Below are 13,195 nucleotides of genomic sequence, written 5' to 3'. Positions count from 1 at the left end.
GACTCGCCAGGGATCGGCAGCTTCCATCACCGGCCTGGCTCACGGGGACGGACGCGCGGGAGGGTGGCTCCTCTACCAACGCGGGCGCCGAACACAGCGCGAGGAACGTGTCGCCGCCGTCGTTCTGCTTCACGGAGGTACAGCCCGTACTCGGCGGACGGGTTGCTCGGCGGTGGTCGTATCTTGCCGCCGCCGGCCGCCGGCCGCCCGCCGCCCGCCGCCCGCCGCCCGCCGCCCGCCGCCCGCTCAGTGACGGCCGGCGTGGGCGTGGCTCCGACGCTGGCTCTTTCAGGTCAGTCATGGGAGGCCCCTGTAGCGTCGCCTGAGCCCTCGAGGCGCCCCTGGGGCAAACGGGGTCGCAGTGACGGGCCTCGTCCCGCCTGGAGCGCCTGAGGGGGCTTCGGCGGTTGCTCCGGTCGGGGCAGAGATGACACCTGCCCGACGGGACCGGTACCGCAGCACCTCGTTTCACGTGAAACGAGGTGCTGGGAAAGCACTCTCGTGACATGCCCACGACTCAGGCTCGCCCCGCGGGATCGATCTCACTGCCAGGGTGCCGCCTTCGGCGGCGCGGCTGGAACGCGCCACAGGCGATCGGCGCGCTGCCCGAGCTGCCGAGTTAACCGATGTCAGCTCGTGATGTCGGCTGCCTCGTCCCCGCTCGCCGGGCAGATCCGGATCGTCATCGAAGGAACCTGTGGCCGAGCGTGGTGTAGCCCCGACCACGGCGCTGGAGGCCTCGGCGGGTCAGGCCGTTCTCGGCGGCCTTCTTGATGCGCAGGTACGCCGCCCCCACCTCCTGGCGGCAGTCCCTCAACACCAGCGGAGCCTTGGCGGCAGCCGGCCAACGCCAGCAAAGTCTCGGCGGCAGCCGGGCCGATGCAGGCGGAGTCCGGGGGCCAGTTGGCCGGATGCACCAAGCGACGTGGGCCGTGGGCCGGAATCCAGCCCGCCTGCGTAGTGATCGTGGGCTCATGGATCACGCCGAGAGCGAGCCACACCGCCACCCCGGGCCGAGCCATTCCGGTCGAACCCAATGGACGCCAAGCGACCGGCGTCAGCGCCTCGCTCCAGGAGGTCGGCCGGTTGTCATCGGAACCGGCTCGACGGCCACGGCGGTCGGTCCGCATCTGGGACGGTGCCCGGCCGGGCCCGAAATCGCCGCGCTCGATCGCCACACGGGGATGCCGCCTCGCGGCGTTCCACGTGAAACCGGCGAGGTTCCACGTGAAACGAGCGACGGGCCTACCCCGGATTGCTTCCGCTCCAACCTCCGACGCCCGCGACCGACGTGGAAGCGATCCGGACCGAGGACCGCCCCCTGCGGCGCAGGCATGGTGAAGCCGGAGCACCAACTGCGGCAGATTGAAGATGAGGCGTCCGTCGTCGACTGGAAGGCCATCCCGGTGCCCTCTCGGCGCGCGACGCTCGGCAGAAACGCCGCTTCCGGCAGCAGCCAACCGGCGCTTCGCTCGTTGGGAGAAGCGGGCCCGCCCTGCCTGTGGTCAGGGCTGTGGATTCGACTCCCCGGTTATCCACAGCGGTTTTCCACAGGCACCCCTCGTTTCACGTGAAACACGGTGTCAGATGGCGTCCTGGCCTGTGGATGACGTGGTGTGGTGGTGATCTCACCAGCCTGTGGACAACTGCTCTCCGGCGGCCTCCGCACGCCCTCGGTTGGCACCCTGCCGCCCACGAGACGGACTCACGATCGCCGTCGTTCGGGTAGGGACAGCGGTCTCCGACTCGGTTAGGGTCAGCGTCGTGCACGACACCCCTCCCGCAGTCCCGGATTTCACCCAGTGGCCCTCCTTCCCCTTCGAGGGGGACCTCCGCGTCAAGCAACTCGAGGATCCGGTCCCGGTCGAGCCGCCCCGCAAGGGCGAAGGGCACCGGGAATGCACGGCCTGCAACGCCCCCGACGACGCCTACATCTGGGTGGGCGAGCGCTGGCGGGTACGCGCCATGGACCGGCCCACCGGCCTGCCGATGGTGCTGATCCTGGAGTCCCGCTCCCACCTCGACCTCGGCGACCTGCCCAACCTGCTCGCCGCCGAGCTGGGGGTCATGACGGTACGACTGGAACGCGCCATCCGGTCGCTGGACGGCGTCGCCCGCGTGCACGTCAACCGCTGGGGCGACGGGTCGGCGCACCTGCACATGTGGTTCCTGGCCCGGCCGTACGGGCGGCTCCAGCTCCGGGGCACCTTCCTGTCGCTGTGGGACTCGATCCTGCCGCCCATCTCCGAGTCCCAGTGGCGGGAGAACCTGGCCATGGTGGCCGCCTGGCTGGCCGAGTTCGGCGGACGCCCACTGGCCGAGCCACCGCGCATCCAGTGGCAGGCGCCGTCCAGCCTGTCCGCGCAGGCATCTCGGGAGCAGGAGGCCGCCGCAGAGCAGCAGGAGGAGCCGGTGTCGGTGATCGAGTCGGACGAGGAGACGCCCGTACCGGCGGACGACCCGGACGACGCCGCCGCCGCAGGAGCTGACACTGGCGATGTCAGAGCGGGCGACGACGGCAACGGGGGCGACGACGCCGAGGTGACCGCCGACACCGAGATGACGGCCGACGCGGACAGCGCCGACGCGGAGGGCAGCAACGGCGGCCAGGAGGACAACGCTCCCCGGCAGGGCGGACGCCCCCGGCACGATGACGCTCCCGGCCCGGCGGCGAGCTCCGGCCCGGCGACGACATCTGGAACAGCGACGGGCACGGGAACAGCGACGGGCCCGGGAACAGCGACGACTCCGGGACGGTGAAAGATCCCGCGACGCTGACAGATCCCGCGACGCTGATCGCTCTGCTGACGCCAGGCAGTCAACGGGACTGGAACGGCGTCGGCGGCCAGTCCGCTGCGTAGCCCACGCCGCGGAAACGAGCGCGAGGTGAGGGAGCTACCGGGAGCGCACGGCGGGCGAACACCCGTCGTGGAGTAGTAGCCGGGAACGTCGACCCACTGGCCGCGGTTGTCGTCCTGCTCCCGAGAGCGAGTCACCGCTGCCCGGGCCGACTCGGCGGTCGTTCACCGACGCGCCGGCCCAATGCAGCCGGCGGGTAGTTCAAAGCGGCCGCCGCATCGGCAGGCCGCAGCATGCGCGGGAAGCGGTCAGCCGCGCCGGGCGGCGGCGCGGCTGACCAGCGACCCCAGCACCCGCCCGAAGTCCAGCCCGGCCGCCTGGACCGCCAGCGGCAGCAGCGACGTCTCGGTCATGCCCGGCGAGACGTTCACCTCCAGCACGTGCGGTCGGCCGTCGGCGTCGACGATCAGGTCGACCCGGGACAGGTCGCGCAGGCCCAGGGCGGTGTGCGCCGCCAGCGCCACCTCGGCGACCGTGTCGGCGACGGCGCTGTCCAGCCGGGCCGGGGCGTGCCAGGTGGTCCGGCCGGCGGTGTAGCGGGCCGCGTAGTCGTACACGCCGTTGCGGGGCACGATCTCCACCGGCGGGAGGGCGCGCGGGCCGTCACCGAGGTCCACCACGGAGACGGCGACGTCCATGCCGGGCACGTACCGCTCCACCAGCGCCGTCGAGTCGTACGCGAAACAACCCACCATCGCGGCGGGCAGCGCCGCGGCGTCCCGGACCACGGCGGCGCCCAGGCCGGAACCGCCCTGGGTCGGCTTCACCATCAGCGGCAGCCCCAACCGGTCCACGATCCGGTCGAGCACCGCCACCGCGCCCAACTCGGAGAAGCGGTCGTGCGGCAGCGCCACCCAGTCGGGGGTGGGGATGCCGTTCTCCCGCAGCACGGCCTTCGCCGACGGCTTGTCCCAGGCGAGCCGGGAGGCGCGGGCGTCGCAGCCGACGTACGGCACGCCGCAGAGGTCCAGCACGCCGCGCAGCGAACCGTCCTCGCCGGTCGCGCCGTGCAGCGCGATCACCACCGCGTCCGGCGGGTCGGCGGCCAGGGCGGGCAGCAGCGCCACGTCGGCGTCCCGCAGCTCCGCCTCCACGCCGACGGCGCGCAGCGCGTCGAGCACCCGGCGGCCGGAACGCAGCGAGACGTCCCGCTCGTAGGAGAGGCCACCGGCGAGCACCAGCACGTGCAGGTCGGCGGTGACGGCGGGATCGGTCACGGGGGTTGCCCCGGCAGAGGTCACGGCCATGCCGGAATCATGCCAAGTCGGGTCCGGGCGCGTCCGCGCCGCCCTGCCGCCGGCGTTCGGCCGGGGTCACCGTGCCGAAGACCCGGCGCATGGCGATGTCCTGCTCCATCACGCCGGCGAGGCGGCGGACGCCCTCCCGGATCCGCTCGGGCGACGGGAAGGAGAAGTTGAGCCGCATGTTGCCGGTGCCGGAACCGTCCGCGTAGAAGCCGGTGCCCGGCACGTAGGCGACCCGGGCGGCGATGGCGCGGGGCATCATCGCCTTGGCGTCCAGCCCGTCCGGCAGGTTCGCCCAGACGAAGAGGCCACCGGCCGGGGTGGTCCAGGTGGTGCCGTCCGGCATCAGGTCCTCCAGCGCGGTGAGCATCGCGTCCCGCCGCTCCCGGTAGACCTCCCGGTAGACCTTCAGCTGCTGCCGCCACGGCATCGTCGACAGGTACGTCGCCACGGCCGCCTGGGCGTAGCCGCTGGGGCAGAGGATCTGCGCCTCGCTGGCGATCACCAGCTTGTCGCGGACGGCGTGCGGGGCGAGGATCCAGCCGACCCGCAGGCCGGGGGCGAAGGTCTTGGAGAAGGTGCTCAGGTAGAAGACCCCGTCGCGGCGGCGGGCCCGCAGCGGCAGGGGCGCCTCGCCCTCGAACCCGAGCTGACCGTACGGGTCGTCCTCCACCACGAGCAGGCCGGCGCGCTCGCAGATGTCCAGCACCCGCTCGCGGCGCTCCTCGCTCAGCGTCACGCCGGTGGGGTTCTGGTAGGTCGGGATGGTGTAGAGGAACTTGACCCGGCGCCCGGCGCGGGCCAGGTCGGCGATGGCCACCTCCAGCGCCTCGGGGATCAGCCCCTCGTCGTCCATCGGCACGTGCGCCACCTGGGCCTGGGCGGCCTGGAACACCCCGAGCGCGCCGACGTACGTCGGGCCCTCGGCGAGCACCACGTCCCCCGGGTCGAGGAAGAGCCGGGCCACCAGGTCGAGGGCCTGCTGGCCGCCGACGGTCACCACCACGTCGTCCGGGGAGGCGCCGCAGGACGCGTCGATGCCGGAGAGGGCCATCACCTCGCAGATCCGCTCGCGCAGCTCCAGCGTGCCCTGGCCGATGCCGTACTGGAGGGTGGTCGCCCCGTGCTCGGAGCCGAGCCGGCCCAGCATCTCGCCGACCGCGTCGAGCGGCAGCGCGGCGATGTAGGGTGCCCCACCGGCGAGCGAGACGACCTCCGGACGGCTGGCCACCGCGAAGAGCGCCCGGATCTCCGAGGCGGTCATCCCGCGGACGCGCCGGGCGTACCGGTCGGTGTAGTCGTCGAGCGTCGTGCCGGTCATGACATCACCTCGATCGGGTGTCGGTCGGGCTCCCGCCCCGTGTGGTACCCGCGGAACCGGCGACCATGGCGGCGCGGGACGCCGGTTGGTCGATCCTAGTCCGCGGCCGCCACCCCGGAACCCCTGACGTGGGCCGCGTCCACATCCCGGACCGCCGTCCCCGGCTCGGGTGGTCGTTCGCGCGTCCCCTCCCGTACGGTCGGCTGGCGGCGTACGATCGCTCGTCGGGGGGCAGGAAGGCGGCGGCGTCTCCTCCGCGCTGGTTTCACCTCCGAGCCTATTGTGGGGATGCGCCAATGTCGCGACGTCTGGTCAGTCTGACCCTCGACACCCTGGAAGACCTGCCCCGCCCGTGCCGGCAGTGCGTCTACTGGGAGCTCGACCCGGTCTCCGCCGACCGGGCCTGCGCCGCCGGTGACCCCGGCCTGGAGAAGGAGGCCTGGGTCTCCCAGACCCTGCTGGAGTGGGGCTCCTGCGGCAAGCTGGCCTACGTCGACGGCATGCCCGCCGGCTTCGTCATGTACGCCCCGCCCGCCTACGTCCCCCGGTCGATGGCCTTCCCCACCTCTCCGGTCTCCGCCGACGCGGCGCTGCTGATGACCGCCAACGTGGTGTCCTCGTTCGCCGGCGGCGGGCTGGGCCGGATGCTCGTCCAGGGCGTCGCGCGGGACCTCACCAAGCGCGGCATCAAGGCGATCGAGGCGTTCGGCGACGCCAAGTTCGGCGACGGCGACGACCCGACCCGGGCCTGCGTCGCCCCGGCCGACTTCTTCCTCTCGGTGGGCTTCAAGACCGTCCGGCCGCACCCGCGCTACCCCCGGCTGCGCTTGGAGTTGCGCACGGCGCTGAGCTGGAAGTCCGACGTCGAGTACGCGCTGGAGAAGCTGCTCGGCTCGATGAGCCCGGAGACCCTGCTCCGCCCGGTACGCCCCGCCCCGGCCACCCGCGCCACCACCGGCTGACGCCCGGCCCGCCGGAAGGAAGCCCTGGATGGCGGCTCAGTCCATCACCGCGCCGGCGGCCACCACCTTGCGCAGCTCGCTGACGTCGATCGAGCCCGTCGGCACGTCCCGCTCGATCGGGAAGAACATCCGCTGCACGGCGGCCACGATCGCCTCGACCACCTTGTCCCGGAACCGGGGGTCCACCAGCCGGTTCCGGTCCCGCGGCGAGGTGAGGTAGCCGACCTCGACGCGTACCGCCGGCATCCGGGTCAGCCGCAGCAGGTCCCAGGCCTTGGCGTGGGTACGGCAGTCGCGCAGCCCGGTACGCGCCACGATCTCCCGCTGCACCAGCCCGGCCAGCCGCTCCCCGGTCGCCGAGGTGACGCCGTTGTCGGTGCCGTAGTGGTAGGTGGCCACCCCGTCGGCCTCGGGGTTGGCGTGCCCGTCGGTGTGCAGCGAGATGAACACGTCCGCGCCGAGCGAGTTGGCCAGCTGCGCCCGGTCGGGGTCCGGCAGGCACGTCGCCGGCGTCGGGCCACGGGTCAGCTGCACCCGTACGCCCGCCGCGGCCAGCCGCCCCTCCAAGCGGCTGGCCAGGTCGTGCACCAGATCCGCCTCGCTCCAGCGCAGCGGGCCGTCCGGCACCACCACACCCGGGTCGGTGCCCCCGTGGCCGGGGTCGATCACCACCGTCCGCCCCACCAGGGTCGGCCCGGACTGCCGGATCGCGTCGGACTCGCGGAGCCACTGCGGCCGGCCGCCGACCACCTTGCGACCGAGGCGGCGCAGCGCACCCATGGTGTGCGGGCCGCAGGAGCCGTCCGGTTTCAGGCCCACCTCGCGTTGGAACTGGGCCACTGCGCGGGCGGTGCGGACGCCGTAAATGGCGTCGGCGTGGCCCACGTCGTACCCCATCTCCAGCAGCCGCTCCTGGAGCGACCGGACGTCCTCGCCGGTGAGGGGTTCGGGCACCGCGTGGTAGAGGGTGCGGGCGCCGAGCCGCCAGCGGGCGGCGTCCAGGGCGCGCCAGGTCTCGGCACCCACCCGACCGTCGACGCTGAGCCCCCGGGACTGCTGGAAGGCGCGGACGGCGCGTTCCGTGGCGACGTCGAACTCGTCGCCGATGGCGGGCGGAAGCAGTTCGAGGCCGGTCAGGACCGTGCGGATCTCCGTCACCGCAGGCCCACGGTCACCGGGTCGGATCGGACGCACGCACGACCCCCTCTGCACGGATGCTGGCTGGGCGGGCGCCACGGTCGCGCGACCGGAGTGCTCTGGCGCGTAGCGGATGCCTACGGAGCGTACCGTGCCCGGTGGCCGTCCACCCGGCGTTCGCCCAGCTCAGGGCCGGGAACGACGGAACCCCCGCACCCGGGGAGGGTACGGGGGTTCCGGTGCTGCGAACGTCAGAGCGCCGACTCGATGAGCCGGACCAGCTCGCCCTTGGGCTTGGCGCCGGCGATCGACTGCACCGGCTCGCCGTTCTTGAAGATGGTGAGGGTCGGTACGGACATCACCCGGTAGGCGCGGGCGGTCTCCGGGTTCTCGTCGATGTTGAGCTTGACGATGGTGACCTGGTCGCCCATCTCGCCCGCGATCTCCTCCAGCAGCGGGGAGACCTTGCGGCACGGCCCGCACCACTCGGCCCAGAAGTCCACCAGTACCGGCTTGTCGGACTTCAGCACGTCAGTGGCGAAGTTCGCGTCGGTGACGACCTTTGTTGCTCCCACTATGACCCTCCTCCGGGACTTTCGTTGTTCGGTTGTTCAGCCGCTGATCGTGGCGATGAAGCGCTCGGCGTCGAGGGCGGCGGCGCAGCCGGTGCCGGCCGCCGTGATGGCCTGCCGGTAGGTGTGGTCGACCACGTCGCCGGCGGCGAAGACACCCGGCACGCTGGTCCGGGTGCTCGGCGCCTCGACCTTCACGTACCCCTCGTCGTCCAGCTCCACCTGCCCCCGGAAGAGCTCGCTGCGCGGGTCGTGGCCGATCGCCACGAACACGCCGGTCACGTCGAGCACCTTGGTGTCACCGGTGTGCACGTTGCGGACCCGTACGCCGCTGACCTTGCCGTCCTCGCCGAGGATCTCCTCGACGGTGCTGTTCCACTCAACCTTGATCTTGTCGTTGCCGAGGGCGCGGTCGGCCATGATCTTGCTGGCGCGGAACGAGTCGCGCCGGTGGATGATGGTGACCGAGTCGGCGAACCGGGTGAGGAAGCTCGCCTCCTCCATCGCGGAGTCGCCACCGCCGACGACGACGATGTGCTGGCCGCGGAAGAAGAAACCGTCACAGGTGGCGCAGGACGACACGCCGTGGCCCAGGTACTCCTGCTCGCCCGGCACGCCCAGCGGACGCCAGGCCGAACCGGTGGAGAGGATGACGGCCCTGGCCCGGTGGGCGGTCTCGCCGACCCACACGGTGCTGACCGCGTCCGACCCGATCATGCCGGTGTCCTGCAGCTCGACCCGGGTGACGTCGTCGGTGAGGAACTCCGCGCCGAACCGCTCGGCCTGCTTGCGCATGTTGTCCATCAGCTCGGGGCCGAGGATGCCGTCGGCGAAGCCGGGGAAGTTCTCCACCTCGGTGGTCGTCATCAGGGCGCCGCCGGACTGCACACCCTCGATGACGAGCGGCTTGAGGTTGGCGCGCGCGGCGTAGACCGCCGCCGTGTAACCGGCCGGCCCGGAGCCGATGATGATCAGGTTGCGGACCTCGTCCACTGCCGTCTCCCGATGTGTGTGTTCGACATCCGCCCCCGGCTGACCCACCGCCGGGACGACGCCGATCCGAGTGCCGACGGCTCAGCGACGCCGGCGGCTGACTTGCAGAACGTCATCGTACGAACCGGGGATTCCCGAACCGGTCATCCGGTGGGTCACGTCACGCGGCGACGGATGGCCGGCGACCTGACCTCACCCTACCCGCGCCCGGTAGCGGGTGTCCGCGCCGGATCCCGGCACGCCACACTCCGCGCCGCTCGCCCAGGCCCAGCGCTCTCCCGACGGATCGGCGAACCGGAGAACGAGCGCCGGTTCCCCCTGGAAGCTGGCGTAGTCGAGCAGTTCCACCGTGATCGCCCCGCGTCCGTGCTCGGCGGCGACCTCGGTGAGACAGGTGTCCAGCGCGTCCGGAGCGGCGAGCCGGAGGAGCCCGCCGGGGGACGGTCGCCGGTCCGCCTCGGGGGCCTTCTCGGTCGACCCGCCCGGTGCCAGCCCGGGGCGGTCGGTGGCCACCTGGGGCAGCACGGTCGAGGTCGCCCCACCGGCCAGGGTCTGCGGCGTCCAGTCGGTGCCGCTGGTCTGCGGTGCGCCGGTGACCCGGAAGGGCGCCGTCGCCGAGGCGGCGTCGCCCCCGGCGACCGTCGACTCGGCCGTGCCGCCGCCCCCCGAGGGGTCGAGCAGGTGGTCGACGCCGAGCCCGACGGCCGCGAGCGAGGCCGCGGCCAGCGCGACGGGGGCGGCGAGCCGCGCCCAGCGCCGGCGCCGACGGCCCGGCCCGGTCGCGTCGTCCCGTCCGGCACCGGCGGTACGCCCCGGACCCCGCGCGGACTGCGCCGGCACCGGCGGATGCCGCTCGCCGGCCGGCGTCACGGCATCCGCCGGGGTGGTGAGCGCCGGTGCGTCGGCCGGGGCGGGCCCGGCGCCGGCCAGCGCGGCGGTGAGTCGTTCGGTGACCGCGAGCGGCATCTGCGGGGCCGGTTCGGCCCAGTCGGCCAGGTCGGCGCGGACCCGGGCGACGGCCGGCGCCAGCGCGGCGTACGCCTCGGCCCAGGCTGGGTCCTGCTCGACCAGTCGCGCGACGGAGGCCTCCTCCGGGGTGCCGTCCAGCGCCCCGCCGAGGTAGTCGGCGAGCAGGTCGTGGTCGACCCCGCTGAACTTCCCGGCCGTCACGCGTCCTCCTGGTTGGGGTCCCGTCGGGAGTGCCCCGACCCCGATCCGACGCCCTCCGAGGCCCGGGGGTTCCCGAGGGTGACGCCGGGCACGCCCCGGCCGGCGACCGGGACCGCATCCGGCCCGGCGTCGTCGGAGCCGGTCCGCAGGTGCCCGAGCTGGACCGCCAGCCGGGCGCGGCCGCGGGCGCAGCGGCTCTTCACCGTCCCCTCGGCGACGCCGAGGATCCGGGCCACCTCGGCGACCGGGTAGCCCTGCACGTCGACCAGCACGAGGGCGGACCGCTGCTCGACCGGCAGCGTGGCCAGGGCCTGTCGGACGACCAGCGCGGTGTCGTGGTCCGCGGCCGGGGCGGCCGGCTCGATGCCGCCGGAGCCACCCTCGTCGACCCGGGTGCCGTCGGGCAGCGGGACGGTCGGGTGCGCCTGGCGGCGGCGGATCCGGTCCAGGCAGGCGTTCACCACGATCCGGTGCAGCCAGGTCGTGACGGCCGAGTCACCCCGGAACCGGGCGGCGCCCCGGTGGGCGGAGAGCAGCGCGTCCTGGAGGGCGTCGGCGGCCTCCTCGCGGTCGCCGAGCGTCCGCATGGCCACCGCCCAGAGGCGGTCACGGTGCCGGTGGAACAGTTCGGTGAACGCGTCCCGGTCACCGGCCACGTGGGCGCGGAGCAGTTCGACGTCGCTCGCCTCGGCGGGCGGGACCGCGCGCGGCGGTACGACCGGCACCGCCTCGCCGGTCGCCGGATCGGGCGTACGCCCGCCGCGACCGGCCATCACCACGTCCGTCGGATGCGGTGCCGGGCGCGCGGCGGGCGGCTCACGACCCCTGGACCGTGATTTCCTGGACGCCGAGCTTCCAGCCGTCTCCGCTGTCCTTCTCCGGCAGCTCGGTGATCCAGAAGAGCAGATAGCGGTACGTCTTGTCGGCGTCGAAGCCGTTGAAGGTCATCTTGGTGCCGTCGTGCCCCTCGAACGGCTGCCCGATCCGGGTCGTGTAGGCGGCCTTCAGCTGCTTGTCACCGGCGGAGCTGGGCGGGAAGTCGGCCTCACCGGCGAGCAACTCGGCGGAGGCCCCGGTGGACGAGAGGACCGCCTGCACGGACTTCACCGTGTGCGGCGCGCCCAGGTCGATCCAGATGCCCATGCCATCCTTCAGGCCGCCGAACTTGCCGTTGTTGCGGTAGCTCTGGGTCTCCCAGCCCTTGTCCTCGTCGCCGTCGATCACCTTCTCGGCGTCGCGCACCTCTGCGCGGTCCCGGCTGTCCGGGTCGACGATCCGGACATCTTCGACGTTGAGCTTGCGCACGGCGGGCGCGGGTGCGCTCGCCTGGTTGGACGGGGCGCTGTTCGACGGGCGGGCGACCGGCTCGGTGTCGGGCGACTTGTCGTCGCCGCCCAGCGCGCTGATCCCGATGAGCAGGCCGACCAGGGCGACCGCCAGCAGGCCGGCGATGCCCACGGCGACCTTCCGCCCACCGGCGGCAGCCAGCGGGGACGGGTCGTCGCCCGGGTCCGCGGTGAACCGGATGGTGCCGGTCTGGTCGAGGAAGTGGTCCTCGGCTGGGACGTCGAGCCGGGCCAGCTCGGCGGCGAGCACGTCCGACGAGGGCGGGGCGATCTCGGCGTCGAGCAGGTCCATGGTCAGGTCGTCGAGGTACGCCGGCACGCCGGCCCGGACCTGCCGGGGCGCGGCGATCGCGCCGCTGGCGTCCCGGACCGCGTCCGGGATGGCGGCCCGACCGTGCCCGGCGGTCGCGCCGCGCAGCGGGGCCTCGGCGTGCGGCCAGTGCCCGGTCAGGGCGAAGTAGAGGATGCCGCCGACCGCCCGGATGTCGTTCTCCTGGCTGTCCGCGCCGTCGGTGCGCGCGTCGGCCAGGACCACCCGGCCGTCGTCGCTGATCATCACGGTGCCCGGGTGCACGTTGCCGTGCACCATGCCGGTGGCGTGCACGGCGGCCAGCGCGCTGGCGACGGCGTTGCCGATGGCCGTGGCCCGGGCCGGGTCCATCGGCCCGTCGGCGACCATCTCGCGCAGGGAGTTGCCGTCGACCCACTCGCGGACGACGTACGCCCGCACGTCCTCGTCGATCGCGTCGTAGACGCCGACCAGGTTGGGGTGGATGACCCGGCTCGCGGCCACCGCAGCCTGGAGCATCTCGGTGGCGGAGTCGCCGCCGGGGTAGCGCAGCACGACCGCGACCGGCCGGCGCAGCACCACGTCGACCCCCCGCCAGACCAGCCGCCCGGCGCTGTCGTTGTTGATGTGCTCGACCAGCTCGTACCGCTCGGCGAGGATCTCACCGGCCGTGGGAGCACCGAAGGTCATGACGGGCGGAGCAGTCTCCTCCGCCTCCTGACCCTCGCCGACCTGGGTCACCCGTCCTCCCTCGGTGATCGTGTCGATCGATGGACCCGCGCTGCTGGGCATGTGGCTTCCCGCTCTGCCTTCGAAGGAACCGGCCGGCGTCTCGACGCGTACGTCGGCCACCTGCCGTATCCGTCGAGAGCGACCTTACCTGGACTGCCCGTCATCCCGACATGTCATCTTCCCGCCGTGCCCGACCGTGCCGGATGTGGACGACCTCGCCCGGTTACGACCGTTGTCAGCCACGTTGCTGGCACATGTACTAGCCAATCTAGAGGTTGACCGCAAGTGATCGCAGCAGGGGCCGGCCCTCGTGTGGCGGTCCGCCGACGTCCTGTCAGGTTCCCTCCGAACGGCCCTCCATACTCAGCCGTACGGTTGGTTGTCCACAGGCTGATTCGGTAGCTGACCGGGGAAACGCGGGGTTATCCACAGCCACGTCCCCAGGCTGGTCATCCTCGTTCACCCTCCGCACCGGGCGGCCGGCGGCCGCCCCCCGACCGGTCGCCGGCTCAGCGGCCGAGCCGGCGGCGGACCATCCCGACGACCTCGGTGATCTCGCCGATCCGCAGC

11 protein-coding genes are annotated in these 13,195 nt (G+C 73.1%); 2 read left to right on the top strand and 9 right to left on the bottom strand.

The genetic code is table 11. The features are described from left to right. Positions 1 to 682: 682 nt before the first annotated feature. The gene (locus ACTMS9_RS00055; protein ID WP_441143683.1) at positions 683 to 820 is read right to left on the bottom strand and encodes a hypothetical protein; all 138 of its coding nucleotides are present in this window, start codon (positions 818 to 820) and stop codon (positions 683 to 685) included. A gap of 944 nt (positions 821 to 1,764) precedes the next feature. Here ACTMS9_RS00055 and ACTMS9_RS00050 point away from each other — a divergent pair. Continuing rightward, positions 1,765 to 2,760 (top strand): hypothetical protein, encoded by a 996-nt coding sequence (locus ACTMS9_RS00050; protein ID WP_441163821.1) that lies wholly within the window; start codon positions 1,765 to 1,767, stop codon positions 2,758 to 2,760. Between the two features lie 347 nt (positions 2,761 to 3,107). Here the strand turns inward: ACTMS9_RS00050 and ACTMS9_RS00045 are convergent, their stop codons facing one another. Next, a complete protein-coding gene (locus ACTMS9_RS00045; RefSeq protein ID WP_441163820.1) occupies positions 3,108 to 4,106 on the bottom strand; it encodes a D-alanine--D-alanine ligase family protein in 999 nt (332 codons plus the stop codon). Positions 4,107 to 4,113: 7 nt separating this feature from the next. Then, complete coding sequence (locus tag ACTMS9_RS00040) at positions 4,114 to 5,424, bottom strand: PLP-dependent aminotransferase family protein (protein ID WP_441143689.1); 1,311 nt, start codon at positions 5,422 to 5,424, stop codon at positions 4,114 to 4,116. A gap of 296 nt (positions 5,425 to 5,720) precedes the next feature. Between ACTMS9_RS00040 and ACTMS9_RS00035 the strand changes: the two genes are divergently transcribed. Then, a complete protein-coding gene (locus ACTMS9_RS00035; protein ID WP_357614606.1) occupies positions 5,721 to 6,386 on the top strand; it encodes a GNAT family N-acetyltransferase in 666 nt (221 codons plus the stop codon). Between the two features lie 36 nt (positions 6,387 to 6,422). Here ACTMS9_RS00035 and ACTMS9_RS00030 read toward each other — a convergent pair whose 3' ends face one another. The 6 genes from ACTMS9_RS00030 to ACTMS9_RS00005 form a co-directional block, all read right to left on the bottom strand. Next, positions 6,423 to 7,580 (bottom strand): N-acetylmuramoyl-L-alanine amidase, encoded by a 1,158-nt coding sequence (locus tag ACTMS9_RS00030; RefSeq protein ID WP_441143692.1) that lies wholly within the window; start codon positions 7,578 to 7,580, stop codon positions 6,423 to 6,425. Between the two features lie 194 nt (positions 7,581 to 7,774). Then, positions 7,775 to 8,098, bottom strand: coding sequence for a thioredoxin (trxA, locus tag ACTMS9_RS00025; protein WP_088959679.1), 324 nt, complete (start codon positions 8,096 to 8,098; stop codon positions 7,775 to 7,777). Between the two features lie 36 nt (positions 8,099 to 8,134). Next, positions 8,135 to 9,088: a thioredoxin-disulfide reductase gene (trxB, locus tag ACTMS9_RS00020; protein WP_280838865.1), complete on the bottom strand. Its 954-nt coding sequence runs from the start codon at positions 9,086 to 9,088 to the stop codon at positions 8,135 to 8,137. Between the two features lie 192 nt (positions 9,089 to 9,280). Beyond that, complete coding sequence (locus ACTMS9_RS00015; protein ID WP_441163819.1) at positions 9,281 to 10,258, bottom strand: hypothetical protein; 978 nt, start codon at positions 10,256 to 10,258, stop codon at positions 9,281 to 9,283. Continuing rightward, positions 10,255 to 11,031 (bottom strand): RNA polymerase sigma factor SigM, encoded by a 777-nt coding sequence (sigM, locus tag ACTMS9_RS00010; RefSeq protein WP_441143697.1) that lies wholly within the window; start codon positions 11,029 to 11,031, stop codon positions 10,255 to 10,257. The genes ACTMS9_RS00015 and sigM overlap by 4 nt, the downstream gene beginning before the upstream one ends. Before the next feature lie 43 nt (positions 11,032 to 11,074). Beyond that, on the bottom strand, positions 11,075 to 12,685 hold the full coding sequence (locus tag ACTMS9_RS00005; RefSeq protein WP_441143699.1) for a protein kinase family protein: 1,611 nt from the start codon (positions 12,683 to 12,685) through the stop codon (positions 11,075 to 11,077). Between the last annotated feature and the right edge of the window lie 510 nt (positions 12,686 to 13,195).

Source organism: Micromonospora sp. L31 (assembly GCF_052068075.1).
GTDB lineage: Bacteria > Actinomycetota > Actinomycetes > Mycobacteriales > Micromonosporaceae > Micromonospora > Micromonospora purpureochromogenes.
Note: the sequence above shows the minus strand (reverse complement) of the source record. Positions and strands in the feature narration are given on the sequence as shown.